This window comes from Pseudomonas lini (assembly GCF_030812475.1).
Classification (GTDB): Bacteria; Pseudomonadota; Gammaproteobacteria; order Pseudomonadales; family Pseudomonadaceae; genus Aquipseudomonas; species Aquipseudomonas lini_A.
Map to the genome: position 1 here is coordinate 96162 of NZ_JAUSSR010000011.1, position 13898 is coordinate 110059.

The following is a 13898-nucleotide window of genomic DNA, read 5'->3' on the forward strand; positions in this document are numbered from 1 at the left end:
TGAATATTGATTGGTTTTCAACACCTGCATCACATTTGACCTTGAGGCCGTTCGCTATAAACAACTAATAACAATTGGATATCCACCCTCTCATTTAAAAGCGATAGCCTGTCTACCGCAACAACGTTAAAACCACACGCATATGAAAAACACTGACAAGGGACTGACAGTATGAGCACCAATCGACAGAAATCATTTCTCGCAACATTGACCTTTTACGGAAAACCGGCGGCGATCATTTCACGGTCCGGCAATACAGTTCCGGTTTGGGGTCAAGCTAACAATGGCGTAGCAGACGTTTTGTATTTCCGATGCGAAGGCAGCACTTACACCCTCTATATACGCTCTGAAGGTGATCATTTCGGAAGAACAATCGATCGAATCGATAACTTTTTCACAACCAGTACTACAAGCGATACGACGACTTTCAATATCATCGACGAAAACGGAAAAATTCTGACACTTGATGATCTTGATACAGACAATGAAATGATAGGCCTGCAAACCCGAAGCGGAAAAGTATTGAAAACCGAGTTTGTCTGGGGGAACGAACCCAAGAGAGTCATGCTCGAAGGGCAACGTATCTTACGTTTTGAGCTGAAGATTCTGGAGCGCAATGTGCCTTACCTGAGTCATCCAGATGAAATCTGACAGACCTCTGTAAAACAACAATCGCTTATCTTCACAACAATTCTGTCAACATGTCGAGGGCTGACATCAAACGAAAGTTGCGGTAGTCAGCCCTTTTCAGGTACCACCTATTGAGCCCTGACAATGCCAGGGGAAGCCGCTTATCCTGGTGTGGGTGAATTCGATCCACCGCGCCACGAGCTCATATGTGGGACAATACCCGCCAATTTGAGCAAATCCTGAATCGACATCCCATGACCGCCCCTAGCAAACCCAAAGCCCCGCGCACCAAGCCCAAATCCGCGACTCCAGCCAAAGCCGTGGAACCGCGCGAGAAGGCCAGCCTGCATCCGCGCAACCGCCATCAGGGTCGTTACGACTTCCCGGCGTTGATCAAGACCACGCCGGAACTGGCGCAGTTCGTGATCATCAATCCGTATGGCAAGGAAAGCATCGACTTCGCCAGCCCCGACGCGGTGCGGGTGTTCAACCGGGCGCTGCTCAAATCGTTCTACGGCATTGCCCATTGGGACATCCCGGCCGACTACCTCTGCCCCCCGGTTCCGGGTCGCGCGGACTATGTACACTTCCTGGCCGACCTGTTGGCCAGCGTCAACGATGGCGAGATCCCTCGGGGTGCGCCGGTCAAGGTGCTCGATATCGGCATGGGCGCCAACTGCGTCTATCCGTTGATCGGCTACAGCGACTATCGCTGGCACTTCCTCGGCTCGGAAATCGATCCGACTGCCGTAGCCGCCGCCAAGGCCATTGTGCAATCGAACGGGCTCAACAAAGCTATCCAGCTGCGTCAGCAAAGCAATCCAAAGCACATTCTGCTGGGGCTGCTGGAGCCGGGCGAGCGCTTCGACCTGACGATGTGTAATCCACCGTTTCACGCGTCCATGGACGAGGCTACCAAGGGCAGCGAGCGTAAATGGCGCGCGCTGGGCCGGGCCGATCCAAAACGCAAGTTGCCGGTGCTGAACTTTGGCGGTCAGTCGGCTGAATTGTGGTGTGAAGGCGGCGAAGCACGCTTCGTGACGCAACTGATCGCCGAAAGCGCGCACTTCCAGCACAAAGTGCTTTGGTTCAGCACACTGGTGTCGAAGGCTTCAAACCTGCCTGCGATCCAGACCGCGCTGAAAAAGGCCGGCGTACTGGAAAGCCAGGTGGTGGAAATGTCCCAGGGACAGAAGCAAAGCCGCTTTGTCGCCTGGACCTTCCAGACCAAATCCGAGCAACAGGTCTGGCGCGAACGCTGGGCGCGCAAAAGCTGATCAACAGATCGACGCAGATCAACTGTGGGAGCGAGCCTGCTCGCGAAGGGGACATAACATTCAAAATCATTGTTGAATGTCAGACCGCTTTCGCGAGCAGGCTCGCTCCCACAGTGGGTTTGGAGGTGTTTGCGAGTGAGTCGTAAATCGCAGACACAAAAAAACCGTGCCCGGATTGCTCCGATGCACGGTTTTTTAACAAGTCTTACTTGTTGACAGCGTCGGTCAGGCCTTTGGCCACAACCAGCTTGATCACTTTCTTGGCAGCGATTTCGATGGCAGCGCCAGTCGAAGGGTTGCGGCCAGTACGGGCAGGACGCTCGGTCACTTTCAGCTTGCCGATACCTGGCAAGGTGATTTCGCCGCCGTTTTCCAGCTGATCGGCAACGATTTGGCCCAGTTGGTCCAGAGCGTTACGCGCGGTGGTTTTTGGCGCGTCGATAGCTTCAGCGATGTCGGCGATCAGTTGGTCTTTAGTAAGAGCCATGTAGTGTTCCTTCCCTATCAAATTCATATGGATTGCAGAGTGCAGTGTCAGCCATCGAGCCCGATCTTCTGGATCTGGCACCCTCGGCCAATAACCACGGGATCGGGGTTATAGATACCGAAATCAGGGTTTGGTTCGACCTGACAAATGCTGAATGCACGCTTAACGCAGTGACTTCGCGCAAGACCGGGCAAAACTAGCACAGAGACGGGGAAATATCCGCCTCTTGCTACCCATTTGGTCAGCTTTATTACACTAAAACTGCAAAAAACTGCATAAGCACCGTTCCACGACCCGCAATTGCCCTCCATCCCCCTGTAGGCGCAGCCTTCGGCAGCTCCTGCAGGGGGGCGCGCCATGGCAGGGTATCAGCGCCAAAACCAGAGATTGCGGTACACTGGGCGCTTTTTCGGGGAGCACGCCCTCCCCTCTTCAATCAGCCGAGAAGCCCATGCCGATCCGTCATTGCATCGTCCACCTGATCGACAAAAAACCCGACGGCACACCTGCAGTTCTCCACGCCCGCAATGAAGAACTGCCCGAGTCGAGCGCCATCGAGAACATGCTTGCCGACCTCAACGAGAGCTACAACGCCAAACAAGGCAAGGCCTGGGGTTTGTTCCATGCCGAGTCCGGGGCTCATCCGTTCAGCGGCTGGCTGAAGGAGTACCTCGATGGCGGCAAGGATTTCACGACGTTCAGCCGGGTGGCGGTGGAACATCTGCAAAAGCTGATGGAAGAGTCGAACCTCTCCGTGGGCGGCCACGTGCTGTTCGCGCATTACCAGCAAGGCATGACCGATTACCTGGCGATCGCCTTGCTGCACCACAGTGAAGGCGTCGCAGTGACCGAACAGCTGGACGTGACCCCGTCCCGGCACCTGGATCTGGGCCAGTTGCACCTGGCGGCGAGGATCAACGTCTCCGAGTGGCAGAACAACAAGCAGTCAAGGCAGTACATTTCGTTCATCAAAGGCAAGAACGGGAAAAAGGTTTCGGAGTATTTCCGCGACTTCATCGGCTGCCAGGAAGGCGTCGACGGTCCGGGCGAAACCCGCACCTTGCTCAAGGCGTTCAGCGACTTCGTCGAAAGCGAAGACCTGCCGGAAGAGTCCGCTCGCGAGAAGACCAAAACCCTGGTCGATTACGCCAGCAGCCAGGCCAAAATGGGCGAACCCATGGGCCTGGAAGAGCTCTCGGAGCTGATTGACGAAGAAAGGCCGAAAGCCTTCTACGATCACATCCGCAACAAGGACTACGGCCTGTCCCCGGAAATCCCGGCGGATAAACGCACCCTGAACCAGTTCCGCCGCTTCACGGGCCGTGCCGAAGGCCTGTCGATCAGCTTCGAAGCCCACCTGCTGGGCTCGAAGATCGAATACGACGAAGAAGCCGGCACGCTGATCATCAAAGGCCTGCCGACCCAACTCACCGACCAGCTCAAGCGCCGCAATTGATGCTGGCCGGGGTCCTGAAGAAATGTTTGCTGATCCTGCTGGTGGTTGTGGTGTACCAACACTCGGGCAAGATCGAGCGGCTGTTCAACCCGTCACAAGTGGTATCCGAGCAGACTCAGGCCAAGGCCCAGGTCGTGCTCTATGCCACCGAATGGTGTGGCTACTGCAAGCTGAGCCGGCGCTTTCTCGATCAGAAAGGCATTCCATACCAGGCATTCGATATCGAGAAGGACGCCGAGGCGCGCAAGGCCTATGAGGCGCTGGGCGGCGGCGGGATTCCGATCCTCGATGTGAACGGGACGTTGATTCGCGGGTATGACCCGGATGCCATTCTTGCTGCCTTGAAATAACCCTCAAGAACGACACCGCCCCCCCCTGTAGGAGCTGGCTTGCCAGCGAAAGCGGTGGGTCAGTCGATACATGTATCGCCTGGACGGACGCCTTCGCTGGCAAGCCAGCTCCTACAGGGGGTCGGTGCAGGGCCGGAGATCCGCGTTGGCGCTTACTGCGCTTCGATACGGAATCCAAACCGTGGAAAGTGCACATGCACCACACCGCCACGGTCATCTTCCCGACGCACGATCAATTCTTCGCAGCCCGCAAACATCAATTCACCGGCCACCGGGTCAACGCCGTAATCGGTTGCGGCAATCACGACCTGTTGGCCAGCCTCGAATCCGTTCGGCTCATCAAACTGCTCATCCGGCAACGCCGCCGGCGTGGCATTGCGCGCGATCTCCAATGCCTCCCCGGACGTCATCTCGCTGAACGCACCATGGCCGAAGCCCAGCACGCGCCCCAGCCACGCCGAGACCACCGGATAAGCATCGACCAGGGGTGACGTGACGGGCGTCGCCTTGAGGAACCACAACGGATGCGCCAGGGCAAAGTCGGCGATCGATGGCTCACCGAACAGGAAGTCGCCCTGCTCGCGCTGCAGCTGCTGCTCCAGGCGCGCCATGATCGTTGGCCATTGATGACGGGCCTGTTCGGCCGACAAGCGTGTGGCGCTGCCACCGCTGAACAACCCGGCGCGATCGGCGATGAATGCCTTGATCGCTTCCGGCGGCATGCTGCCGAAGCGTACGGCGATCGATTCCGGTTGAAACACCAGGCTGACCGCATGCTGGAATACTACCGAATCAGCCCAGGCCGCGAATGTCGCGGCAATCATTTCCTGACCTTCCGGAAAGAACGCCGGCAAGGCTTTTTCCTGCTCCAGACGGCGGGCGATCAGGGCAGTGTCGCAATAAATATCAGCGCCGACCTGCAACACCGGCGTCTTGCGATAGCCACCGGTCAACGCCGTCAGATCAGGTTTCGGCATCACCGGCGAAATCTTCACCGAGCGCCAGGACAGCCCCTTGAAGCCCAGCAACAAGCGGGCCTTTTCGGAAAATGGGGACGTCGGGTAATGATGAAGAATCAACTCGGACATGCTCGGCTCCGCCGCACGGGTATGGAGTCCGCAGCTTAGCGCGCAATCCACACGCAGCCCACCCATCTGCCTGATGAGAACTTATCAGTCAGATTGATGACCTGTAGGAGCCGGCTTGTCGGATCCGACAAGCCAGCTCCTACAGGGGTACGCGTGCGGCACTCGCCACCAGGCATTCCTTGGCGCTTTTCCTGAGTTTTTTGATCAGTCGCTCCTGCCGCAGAGCGTCGCTTTTGTCGCGGCATACTTCGGTGTACACCAATGCCACGGCCGGACTGGACAGGAAAAACCGCGCGCCTTTGCCACGCTGGTGAGTGGCAAAACGGCGGACCGGATCGTCGCTGACCCCGCAGTAAAGCGAACCGTTGGCCGCGCGCACGAGGTAAACGAACCAGGATTTGCTCACCGGGGTATCGGCGTCGACAGGATTTTCGCTGAGGCTGGTCATGTAACGATCAAGGCTGGAAAGTAAACAAGCAGTGATCTTATCAGCGACTGGCCTGGAATGCCTTCAGCCCCTTCAACGCCTGCGCACGAACAGCGTTTCTCACCGCGGGCGTCCAACCCAGCAGCAGTCCTTTGAAACCCAGCGCCTGTCGGGACCAGGCCCATATATCGAAACTGTCGTGATGCTCGCAAATCTTGCCGTCGCGAAACACGAAACGCGCCTGAATGTCATTGACCACGGTATTGCCGGTCTGGCTGAACAGGTAGGTCGCCACCCAGTGCGCGTTGCCGGTGAGTTCATCGCTGCGGACATTGTCGAATGTCAGGGAGAAATCCTTGGCCCGGGTGGTGAGCATGCGCCACATGTCACCGGCATCACGGCCGCGCAACTCACCGAACGCCGGATCGCTGAACACCACGTCATCGGTGTAGCAGGCACTCATGGCCTCGGCATCGAGCCGCTGAAAGGCTTGGTAGAACTGGGTGATCAATGCGTTATGGGCATCACTCATGGGCAGGCTCCCCGGGTTCGCAGGATGACGACGTTAGATTGCCTGCACCATAGTCTGCCAGGGGGCAGAACACTATTGGCATTCGCGGGCCGAATACCGATAGTGCGCGGGGCGTCAGACCTTCTCGCTGACCACCCCGACGTACAATGAACGCCCGGCACCGAGACCGGCAATGATCGCGCCGAGGCCGATCACGCCGAAAATCCAGCCCAGGGCGGTCCAGCCGCCGGTCCAGTCATGCACGATGCCCACCGCGAACGGCCCCATGGAAGCCAGGGTGTAACCGAAGCCCTGGGCCATGCTCGACAGGTTGGCGGCGACATGGGCGTCCCGCGAACGCAACACGATCAGGGTCAATGCCAGGCTGAACGTAGCGCCTTGCCCCAACCCCAGCAGGATTGCCCAGCCCCACAAGCCATCGAGCGGTGCATACAGGCAACCGAACAAACCGCCGAGGGTCATGGTCATCACGATCACGATCGCCAGTCGCTGATCCTTGCCACGCGTTGCCAGCCAGGGTGCTGCCAGCGAGCTGATCAACTGGATAAGCACCGAACCCGACAACACCAGACCGGCCTGGGTTGGCGTCAGACCGCGCCCGATCAGTATCGACGGCAGCCAGCCAAACACGATGTAGGCCAAAGACGATTGCAGGCCCATGTAAAAGGTCACTTGCCAGGCCAGCGGATCCCGCAACAACCCTCGGACCCGATAGGCAACATGATGCGCGCCATGTTTCTGACCGACTTGCGGCAGCCAGAAAATCGCCGCGACCAACGCTGGAACTACCCAGAAGCCGAGGCCCAAGGCCCAGCTTTTGTCGAAATGTTCGCTCAAGGGCACGGTCGCGCCAGCCGCCATGGCCGCGCCCAGGCACAGAGCCATGGTGTAGACGCCGGTCATGGTGCCGGCCTGTTTCGGAAAGTCGCGCTTGACAATACCGGGCAGCAGCACGCCGATCACCCCGATGCTGGCGCCGGCCAGCACGCTGCCGGCGAACAAACCGACTTCACCGAACGAGCTGCGCAAAATGATCCCGCCGGCCAGCATCAGAAGAATCCCCAGCACCACTCGCTCGGCACCAAAACGTCGTGCCAGCAGCGGCGCCAAGGGCGCGAACAGACCGAGGCAAAGTACTGGCAAGGTCGTCAGCAAACCGGCCTGGGCAGCCGATAACCCGAGGGTTTTCGAGACCTCGCTGAGCATCGGCGCCATGCTCGACAACGCTGGACGTAAATTCAGCGCCACCAGAATCAGGCCGAGCAACAACAACCCTGGCCGCCGCAGGACAGGATGTGTTTGCTGAACCTGTTCGTCATCGACCTCGGCGTCGATCAACAGCTCTTCGAGCTCCGCCGTACGCTTGCGCTCGGTAATACTGCTTTTGCCGGTCTGGCGGGAGGACATGGGTTTCTCGGTTTCAAGGTTCATTGATCAACTGCCTCGACAGGGCTTTGGCCCGTTCCGGGTCGCGTTGCTCGACGGCATCGAGCAGTTCGACATGAAGGTCGAACACCGCCTGGCGTCGGGGTGAGATGTTCAGGGTCTGGCGCAACTGCGCGCCGACGATGCTGGAGAAATAGCGATACAGCTCGCTGAGGGTCGGGTTGTGGGCGGCATCCACCAGACGCCGGTGGAACACCAGATCGCAGGCGATGTAGGTGTCGAGATCACCGTGGTAGTGACTGCCGCTGACGCCTAGCGCATCGCGCAATGCCACCAGGTCTTCATCGGTGCGGCGCAACGCCGCCAGGCCAATGGCTTCGACTTCCAGGATGTGCCGGGTCTCCCGCGCCTGCTCGGGGGAGCAGCGGGACAGGGCTTTCATGGTGTCCAGCGGGTCAATGACTGCCCGCAGGTAACTGCCGTCGCCCTGACGGATCTCGATCAGACCGGAAAACGCCAACACACGCATGGCTTCGCGCACGGTGTTGCGGCTGATGCCCAGTTCGGCAGACAGCTCAGGTTCGGTGGGCAGGCGCTGGCCGATGGTCCAGGTGCCAGCATTGATGCGCTGACGCAACTGGTCCAGCGCCTGATCGACCAGGGACCGTTTGATTAATGGAGACATGTCTGACATGGAATTCGCCCTTTCATCCAATCATAGGATGAATTTTCTGACATGTTAGTCAGCTTTGCCCGTTCGGGCAACCCGGCGCTTCATGGCCCCTGTAGGAGCTGGCTTGCCAGTGAAAGCGGTGTATCAGTCACCGTTGATGCTGGATGGAATATCGCCTTCGCTGGCAAGCCAGCTCCTACAAGGGGAAATGCGTGTTTCTGCGGGCAAAAATAAACCCGGAACAGGTCCGGGTTTATTTCACCGCCAAGCGCCGATCAATGCAGGATCTGGCTCAGGAACAACTTGGTCCGGTCATTCTGCGGGTTATCGAAGAAGTCGTTCGGCGCCGCTTGTTCGACGATCTCACCCTTGTCCATGAAGATCACGCGATTGGCCACAGTGCGGGCGAAGCCCATTTCGTGGGTCACGCAGAGCATGGTCATGCCGTCTTCGGCCAAACCGATCATGGTGTCCAGTACCTCTTTCACCATTTCCGGGTCGAGCGCCGAGGTCGGTTCGTCGAACAGCATGATTTTCGGTTTCATGCACAGCGCCCGGGCAATCGCCACGCGTTGCTGCTGACCACCGGACAGTTGCCCCGGGTATTTATGCGCCTGCTCCGGAATGCGCACGCGCTCCAGGTAGTGCATGGCGATTTCCTCGGCCTTGCGCTTGGGCATCTTGCGTACCCACATCGGCGCCAGGGTGCAGTTCTGCAGGATGGTCAGGTGCGGGAACAGGTTGAAGTGCTGGAACACCATACCGACTTCACGGCGCACCGATTCGATCTGCTTGAGATCGTTGGTCAGTTCCACGCCATCGACCACGATACGGCCCTGCTGGTGTTCTTCCAGGCGGTTGAGGCAGCGGATGGTGGTGGATTTGCCGGAGCCCGACGGTCCGCACAGCACGATTCGCTCGCCCTGCTTGACGTTGAGGTTGATGTCTTTCAACACATGGAACTGGCCATACCACTTGTTCACGCCCTGCATCTGAATAATGCCTTCAGGGCTCACAGGCTGTTTGATCGCTTCACTCATAAACTACGCTCCTAACGCTTGTGACCAGTGTCCAGCTTACGTTCCAAATGCATGGAGTAGCGGGACATGCCAAAACAGAAAATCCAGAACACCAGGGCCGCGAACACATAGCCTTCGGTGGCCATGCCCAACCATTTCGGGTCGGCGGCGGCTTGTTTGACGCTGTTGAGCAAGTCGAACAGGCCGATGATGATCACCAGGCTGGTGTCCTTGAACAGCGCGATGAAGGTGTTGACGATGCCGGGGATCACCAGCTTCAGGGCTTGCGGCAGGATCACCAGGCCCATGCTGCGCCAGTAACCCAGGCCCATTGCCGCGGCCGCTTCGTACTGACCTTTGGGAATCGCTTGCAGACCGCCGCGCACCACTTCGGCCACGTAGGCCGACTGGAACAGGATCACGCCGATCAGCGCCCGCAGCAGTTTGTCGAAGTTCATGCCTTCGGGCAGGAACAACGGCAGCATCACCGAGGACATGAACAGCACCGTGATCAACGGCACGCCGCGCCAGAATTCGATGAAAGTCACGCAGACCACCCGAATCGCCGGCATGTTCGAACGCCGCCCCAGCGCCAACACAATCCCCAGCGGCAATGCACCGGCAATGCCTACGGTGGCGATCACCAGGGTCAGCATCAGGCCGCCCCACTGGCTGGTCGCCACCTGGGTAAGGCCGAACACGCCGCCGTGCAGCAGGCACCAGGCAATGATCGGGTACAGCACCAGAAAGCTCAGCCCGTACACCGCTTTACGCGGGAAGCGCGAGATGAACAACGGGGCCACGCCGATCACCGCCAGCCACACGGTCAGGTCCACGCGCCAGCGCAAGTCCACCGGGTAGTAGCCATACATGAATTGGCCGAAGCGTTGCTGGATGAACACCCAGCAAGCGCCGTCCTTGGTGCAGTCGGCCTGGCTGGTGCCGACCCAGTTGGCGTCGAGAATCGCCCAGCCCAGGATCGGCGGGACCACCAGGTAGATCAGATAGAAGGCGAACAGGGTCAACAGGGTGTTGAGCCAACTGGAGAACATGTTGGCGCGCATCCACGCCACCACGCCGATACTGCGGTTCGGCGGTGGCATGTCAGGTTTGAAAGTATGAGTCGTCATGCGCTTTTCCTTACCGCTCGATCAGCGCAATGCGCTTGTTGTACCAGTTCATCAGCAGGGAAATGCTGATACTGATCGCCAGGTACACACTCATGGTGATCGCAATCACCTCGATCGCCTGCCCGGTCTGGTTCAGTACCGTGCCGGCAAACAGCGAGACCATCTCCGGATAACCGATACCGGCCGCCAGCGAGGAGTTCTTCGCCAGGTTCAGGTATTGGCTGGTCAGCGGCGGAATGATCACGCGCAGGGCTTGCGGGATGATCACTTTGCGCAGGGTCGGACCGTTGCGCAGACCCAGCGAGTGCGCCGCTTCGGTCTGGCCGTGGCTGACCGACTTGATGCCCGAACGCACGATCTCGGCGATGAACGCCGCGGTGTATACGGTCAGGGCCAGGGTCAGCGCCAGCAGTTCCGGGATCAGCACCCAGCCGCCGACGAAGTTGAAGCCCTTGAGCTGCGGCATTTCCCAATGCACCGGCGCACCGAAGATCAATGCGCACAGCGCCGGGATCAGCAGAAACAGCGCCAGGCTGGCCCAGAACTTGTGGAATGGCACGCCGGTCGCTTCGAAGCGTTTGGTGGCCCATCGGTTCACAAGCACGATGGCGACAATGGCCACGCCAATGCTCGCCACAAATGGCCAGAAACCGTCCGCCGCCAATGCCGCCGGCATGTTCAGGCCGCGACTGCTGACAAAGAAGGTGTCGCCGAAGTTATGGCTGTTGCGCGGCCCCGGCATGGTCAGGAAGACCGCGAAGTACCAGAACAGGATCTGCAGCAGCGGCGGAATGTTACGGAAAACTTCGACATACACCGTCGCCAGCTTGGCAATGATCCAGTTTTTCGACAGCCGCGACACACCGACGATGAACCCGAGGATCGTCGCCAGGATCACGCCGATGAAGGTCACCAGCAGCGTATTGAGCAGGCCGATGACAAACACCCGGGCATAGCTGTCCGATTCGGTGTAGTCGATCAGGTGTTGAGCGATACCGAAACCGGCACTGCGCTCCAGGAAGCTGAAACCGGAGGTAATGCCCCGGTGCTCAAGGTTGGTCTGCGTATTGTCGAACAGGTACCAGCCCATCGAGACCACCGCCACAATGGTGATGATCTGAAATAGCCACGCACGCACTTTTGGATCGCTGAGGCTCAGCCTCTGCTTTGGTGCGCCGATTGAATTTTGCATGAAGTGCCCCGCAAAGAATGGAACAGAACATCACCCGGCGGTTGGCCCACCGGGTGATAGAACCATCAGCGCACTGGTGGTGCGTATTGAATGCCGCCGTTGTTCCACAGGGCGTTCAGCCCGCGGTCGATGGCCAGTGGCGTGCTCTTGCCGAGGTTTTTCTCGAACACTTCACCGTAGTTGCCCACTTGCTTGACGATTTGCACGACCCAGTCTTTCTTCACTTTCAGGTCTTTGCCGTATTCACCGTCAGCGCCCAGCAGACGAGCGACGTCCGGGTTCTTGGTGGCTTTGGCTTCCGCTTCGACGTTTTTCTGGGTGATGCCCATTTCTTCAGCGTTGAGCATGGCGAACAGGGTCCACTTCACAATGCTGAACCATTCTTCGTCGCCTTTACGCACGACGGGGCCCAGAGGCTCCTTGGAGATGGTTTCCGGCAGAACGACGTAGTCGGTCGGCGTGCCCAGCTTGCTGCGTTGTGCGTAGAGCTGGGATTTGTCGGACGTCAGCACGTCGCAACGACCGGATTCCAGCGACTTGGCGCTTTCATCGGAGGTGTCGAAGGTGATCGGGGTGTATTTCAGACCGTTGCCGCGGAAGTAGTCGGAAACGTTGAGTTCAGTGGTGGTACCGGCTTGAATGCAGATGGTGGCGCCGTCGAGCTCTTTGGCACTTTTCACGCCCAGCTTGTTGTTCACCAGGAAGCCGATGCCGTCGTAGTAAGTCACGCCGGCAAACACCAGGCCCATGCCCGAATCACGGGAGCTGGTCCAGGTGGTGTTGCGCGACAGCACGTCGATTTCGCCGGACTGCAGCGCGGTGAAGCGCTCCTTGGCGTTCAGTTGGCTGAATTTGACCTTGGTCGCGTCGCCGAATACGGCAGCGGCCACAGCACGGCAGACGTCGGCGTCGATCCCGATGATCTTGCCAGTGGAGTCTGGAACCGAGAAGCCCGGCAGACCGTCACTGACACCGCACTGTACAAAACCTTTTTTCTGCACTGCATCCAGGGTCGCACCCGCCTGAGCGAACCCACTGACGCCGAGCACTGCGGCTGCAGTCACGACGGCCAGGGTGGATTTCAACATCTTCATTCAAACCTCCAGTTTTGCTCTTGTTGTGTCGGAGCGTAAGTCCTGTCGCACCCTTGTGAGGCGTTGTAGACCCGTGTTGGCTTTTTTTGGGGTCAAGCGACGTCGGACCTGCGCCATGAGTCTAGTAGGAGAAAATCCACATCATGGACCTCTCACTTCTCACCAATCGGCCGAACGGGCTGTAGCCCTTTCACGTTCGCGAAGCCCGTAGCGGCCACTGGCGAACATCCATCACCGGATTTTTTGCTCTCCCACAGCCAGCAGTACACTGATAGTGTTACCGCCAGGCGCGGGATCGGTTGCACCGGTTCCCCATAGCAAAGCCCGTACCAGAGCGCTCGAGAAAGCGCTTCAGCGACAGGTCAATAGCAAAACTTGTAGCCTTGCGACATCTTCTTAACTGATCAACCAGACGCGCCCCCGGATCTCGCACTGATCGAGAGCGCACGCACATATATGGAGCACCCATGACCGAGCCCTTGATTCTTGAACCCGTCAAGCCCGCAGACGCGTGCGTTATCTGGCTGCACGGCCTGGGCGCCGACCGCTATGACTTCCTGCCGGTGGCCGAAGCGCTTCAGGAAGTACTGCTGAGCACCCGCTTCGTTCTGCCCCAGGCACCGACCCGCGCCGTCACCATCAATGGCGGTTACGAGATGCCGAGCTGGTACGACATATTGGCCATGAGCCCGGCGCGCGCGATCAGCCGCGAGCAGCTGGAAGTGTCCGCGCAACGGGTTTTTGATTTGATCGAAGAGCAGAAGGCTGGCGGAATAGACGCCTCGCGTATCTTTCTGGCCGGATTTTCCCAAGGCGGTGCCGTGGTCTTGCACACCGCGTTTGTGAAATGGCAGGGGCCGTTGGGTGGCGTACTCGCCCTCTCGACCTATGCACCGACCTTCAACGACGAACTGGAGCTTTCCGCCAGCCAGCAGCGCATTCCCGTGCTGTCCTTGCATGGCCAGTACGATGACGTGGTGCAGAATTCCATGGGCCGGACCGCCTACGAGCATTTGAAACAGCGTGGTGTCACCGTGACATGGCAGGAATACCCAATGGGTCACGAAGTGTTACCCGAAGAGATTCGCGACATCGGCGTGTGGCTCGCCGGGCGTTTGCGTTAACCGTTCATGTGAAAAGCAGCCCATTGATCCATC

Annotated in this window: 15 protein-coding genes; 5 read left to right on the top strand and 10 right to left on the bottom strand. The window is 58.7% G+C overall.

Annotated features, from left to right (window positions below; translation table 11 throughout):
• Positions 1-171 precede the first annotated feature (171 nt).
• Entirely contained in the window at positions 172-651 is a 480-nt protein-coding gene (locus J2W17_RS21275; RefSeq protein WP_307338821.1) for a hypothetical protein, read from the top strand.
• Positions 652-884: 233 nt separating this feature from the next.
• Complete coding sequence (gene rlmF / locus J2W17_RS21280; protein ID WP_307338824.1) at positions 885-1907, top strand: 23S rRNA (adenine(1618)-N(6))-methyltransferase RlmF; 1023 nt, start codon at positions 885-887, stop codon at positions 1905-1907.
• Between the two features lie 205 nt (positions 1908-2112).
• Here rlmF and J2W17_RS21285 read toward each other — a convergent pair whose 3' ends face one another.
• Positions 2113-2394: an HU family DNA-binding protein gene (locus tag J2W17_RS21285; protein ID WP_007905514.1), complete on the bottom strand. Its 282-nt coding sequence runs from the start codon at positions 2392-2394 to the stop codon at positions 2113-2115.
• A gap of 451 nt (positions 2395-2845) precedes the next feature.
• On the opposite strand from J2W17_RS21285, the gene yejK reads away from it, so the two are divergent.
• Positions 2846-3850 (top strand): nucleoid-associated protein YejK, encoded by a 1005-nt coding sequence (yejK, locus tag J2W17_RS21290; protein ID WP_307338828.1) that lies wholly within the window; start codon positions 2846-2848, stop codon positions 3848-3850.
• Positions 3850-4200: a glutaredoxin family protein gene (locus J2W17_RS21295; protein ID WP_307338831.1), complete on the top strand. Its 351-nt coding sequence runs from the start codon at positions 3850-3852 to the stop codon at positions 4198-4200. Before yejK ends, J2W17_RS21295 begins: the two co-directional genes overlap by 1 nt.
• A gap of 152 nt (positions 4201-4352) precedes the next feature.
• On the opposite strand, the gene J2W17_RS21300 is transcribed toward J2W17_RS21295, so the two are convergent.
• The 9 genes from J2W17_RS21300 to J2W17_RS21340 form a co-directional block, all read right to left on the bottom strand.
• Positions 4353-5288, bottom strand: a complete 936-nt coding sequence (locus tag J2W17_RS21300; RefSeq protein ID WP_307338834.1) for a glutathione S-transferase family protein — start codon at positions 5286-5288, stop codon at positions 4353-4355.
• Between the two features lie 139 nt (positions 5289-5427).
• Entirely contained in the window at positions 5428-5736 is a 309-nt protein-coding gene (locus J2W17_RS21305) for a GIY-YIG nuclease family protein (RefSeq protein WP_307338837.1), read from the bottom strand.
• Between the two features lie 40 nt (positions 5737-5776).
• On the bottom strand, positions 5777-6247 hold the full coding sequence (locus J2W17_RS21310) for a nuclear transport factor 2 family protein (RefSeq protein WP_307338839.1): 471 nt from the start codon (positions 6245-6247) through the stop codon (positions 5777-5779).
• Positions 6248-6361: 114 nt separating this feature from the next.
• On the bottom strand, positions 6362-7678 hold the full coding sequence (locus J2W17_RS21315; RefSeq protein ID WP_307338842.1) for a CynX/NimT family MFS transporter: 1317 nt from the start codon (positions 7676-7678) through the stop codon (positions 6362-6364).
• Entirely contained in the window at positions 7668-8327 is a 660-nt protein-coding gene (locus tag J2W17_RS21320; protein ID WP_307338845.1) for a FadR/GntR family transcriptional regulator, read from the bottom strand. The genes J2W17_RS21315 and J2W17_RS21320 overlap by 11 nt, the downstream gene beginning before the upstream one ends.
• A gap of 254 nt (positions 8328-8581) precedes the next feature.
• Complete coding sequence (locus J2W17_RS21325) at positions 8582-9346, bottom strand: amino acid ABC transporter ATP-binding protein (RefSeq protein WP_064676004.1); 765 nt, start codon at positions 9344-9346, stop codon at positions 8582-8584.
• A gap of 11 nt (positions 9347-9357) precedes the next feature.
• A complete protein-coding gene (locus J2W17_RS21330) occupies positions 9358-10455 on the bottom strand; it encodes an amino acid ABC transporter permease (RefSeq protein ID WP_154978554.1) in 1098 nt (365 codons plus the stop codon).
• A gap of 10 nt (positions 10456-10465) precedes the next feature.
• Positions 10466-11647 carry an amino acid ABC transporter permease gene (locus J2W17_RS21335; protein ID WP_307338852.1) on the bottom strand — a complete coding sequence of 394 codons (1182 nt, stop codon included), beginning with the start codon at positions 11645-11647 and terminating at the stop codon, positions 10466-10468.
• Between the two features lie 65 nt (positions 11648-11712).
• A complete protein-coding gene (locus tag J2W17_RS21340; protein ID WP_307338855.1) occupies positions 11713-12741 on the bottom strand; it encodes an amino acid ABC transporter substrate-binding protein in 1029 nt (342 codons plus the stop codon).
• A 467-nt stretch (positions 12742-13208) separates the two neighbouring features.
• Between J2W17_RS21340 and J2W17_RS21345 the strand changes: the two genes are divergently transcribed.
• Positions 13209-13865, top strand: a complete 657-nt coding sequence (locus J2W17_RS21345) for an alpha/beta hydrolase (protein WP_307338858.1) — start codon at positions 13209-13211, stop codon at positions 13863-13865.
• Positions 13866-13898: the final 33 nt, after the last annotated feature.